Source organism: Enterococcus sp. DIV2402, from assembly GCF_017426705.2.
In the GTDB taxonomy this organism is placed as follows: domain Bacteria; phylum Bacillota; class Bacilli; order Lactobacillales; family Enterococcaceae; genus Enterococcus_F; species Enterococcus_F lowellii.
In genome coordinates this window covers 807,501-810,000 of sequence record NZ_CP147251.1, presented here as the reverse complement: position 1 = coordinate 810,000, position 2,500 = coordinate 807,501, and the positions used below count along the sequence as shown (strand labels likewise).

Sequence of the window (2,500 nt, the reverse complement as noted above, 5' to 3'; positions counted from 1 at the left end):
TCAACCTGGACATGGGTAGATCACATGGTTTCGGGTCTACGACTACATACTCATTCGCCCTATTCAGACTCGCTTTCGCTACGGCTCCGTTTCTTCAACTTAACCTCGCATGCAATCGTAACTCGCCGGTTCATTCTACAAAAGGCACGCTATCACCCATTAACGGGCTCTAACTTGTTGTAGGCACATGGTTTCAGGATCTATTTCACTCCCCTTCCGGGGTGCTTTTCACCTTTCCCTCACGGTACTGGTTCACTATCGGTCACTAGGGAGTATTTAGCCTTGGGAGATGGTCCTCCCGGATTCCGACGGAATTCCTCGTGTTCCGCCGTACTCAGGATCCTCCTAGGTGTCTTTCACATTTCGTCTACGGGGCTTTCACCCTCTTTAGCTAACTTTTCCAAGTTATTCAACTATCTGAAAGAACTACCATATCGGAGTCCTACAACCCCAAGATGCAAGCATCTTGGTTTGGGCTTTTCCCGTTTCGCTCGCCGCTACTCAGGGAATCGAATTTTCTTTCTCTTCCTGCAGGTACTTAGATGTTTCAGTTCTCTGCGTCTACCTCCTATCAGCTATGTATTCACTGACAAGTAACATCCTATAAAAGATGTTGGGTTCCCCCATTCGGAAATCTCTGGATCAAAGCTTACTTACAGCTCCCCAAAGCATATCGGTGTTAGTCCCGTCCTTCATCGGCTCCTAGTGCCAAGGCATCCACCATGCGCCCTTATTCACTTAACCTTATCAACCTTACGGTTGGGTTTTGATAAAGATCTTCTAGCGATAGAAGTTTTATCAAGAAAAATAAGCAATTGAACTTATTAAAAAACTCATTCAACGCGGTGTTCTCGGTTTGTTTTGATTTCTTTACTTTAAATATCCAGTTTTCAATGAACAATCTGTTTGAGAGTAAACCTCTCAAAACTGAACAAAGGCAAACGATGTGTAGTTTCCGTAATATTCCTTAGAAAGGAGGTGATCCAGCCGCACCTTCCGATACGGCTACCTTGTTACGACTTCACCCCAATCATCTATCCCACCTTAGGCGGCTGGCTCCAAAAAGGTTACCTCACCGACTTCGGGTGTTACAAACTCTCGTGGTGTGACGGGCGGTGTGTACAAGGCCCGGGAACGTATTCACCGCGGCGTGCTGATCCGCGATTACTAGCGATTCCGGCTTCATGTAGGCGAGTTGCAGCCTACAATCCGAACTGAGAGAAGTTTTAAGAGATTAGCTTAGCCTCGCGACTTCGCAACTCGTTGTACTTCCCATTGTAGCACGTGTGTAGCCCAGGTCATAAGGGGCATGATGATTTGACGTCATCCCCACCTTCCTCCGGTTTGTCACCGGCAGTCTCGCTAGAGTGCCCAACTAAATGATGGCAACTAACAATAAGGGTTGCGCTCGTTGCGGGACTTAACCCAACATCTCACGACACGAGCTGACGACAACCATGCACCACCTGTCACTTTGTCCCCGAAGGGAAAGCTCTATCTCTAGAGTGGTCAAAGGATGTCAAGACCTGGTAAGGTTCTTCGCGTTGCTTCGAATTAAACCACATGCTCCACCGCTTGTGCGGGCCCCCGTCAATTCCTTTGAGTTTCAACCTTGCGGTCGTACTCCCCAGGCGGAGTGCTTAATGCGTTTGCTGCAGCACTGAAGGGCGGAAACCCTCCAACACTTAGCACTCATCGTTTACGGCGTGGACTACCAGGGTATCTAATCCTGTTCGCTCCCCACGCTTTCGAGCCTCAGCGTCAGTTACAGACCAGAGAGCCGCCTTCGCCACTGGTGTTCCTCCATATATCTACGCATTTCACCGCTACACATGGAATTCCACTCTCCTCTTCTGCACTCAAGTCTCCCAGTTTCCAATGACCCTCCCCGGTTAAGCCGGGGGCTTTCACATCAGACTTAAGAAACCGCCTGCGCTCGCTTTACGCCCAATAAATCCGGACAACGCTTGCCACCTACGTATTACCGCGGCTGCTGGCACGTAGTTAGCCGTGGCTTTCTGGTTAGATACCGTCAAGGGATGAACATTTTCTTCTCATCCTTGTTCTTCTCTAACAACAGAGTTTTACGATCCGAAAACCTTCTTCACTCACGCGGCGTTGCTCGGTCAGACTTTCGTCCATTGCCGAAGATTCCCTACTGCTGCCTCCCGTAGGAGTCTGGGCCGTGTCTCAGTCCCAGTGTGGCCGATCACCCTCTCAGGTCGGCTATGCATCGTTGCCTTGGTGAGCCGTTACCTCACCAACTAGCTAATGCACCGCGGGTCCATCCATCAGTGACGCAAAAGCGTCTTTCAGCTTTCTCTCATGCGAGAAAAAGCATTATGCGGTATTAGCACCTGTTTCCAAGTGTTATCCCCCTCTGATGGGCAGGTTACCCACGTGTTACTCACCCGTTCGCCACTCTTCTTTTCCAGTGAACCGAAGTTCGGCGGAAAAGAAGCGTTCGACTTGCATGTATTAGGCACGCCGCCAGCGTTCG

At 49.7% G+C, this 2,500-nt stretch carries 2 rRNA genes (both only partly in view); both read right to left on the bottom strand.

The window, feature by feature from the left end:
- Positions 1-744: ribosomal RNA gene (locus DOK78_RS03990) — 23S ribosomal RNA — on the bottom strand; it reaches 2,171 nt to the left of the window's first position.
- A 227-nt stretch (positions 745-971) separates the two neighbouring features.
- Positions 972-2,500: ribosomal RNA gene (locus tag DOK78_RS03985) — 16S ribosomal RNA — on the bottom strand (it continues 29 nt past the right edge of the window).
- Together the 16S and 23S rRNA genes form the textbook arrangement of a ribosomal RNA operon.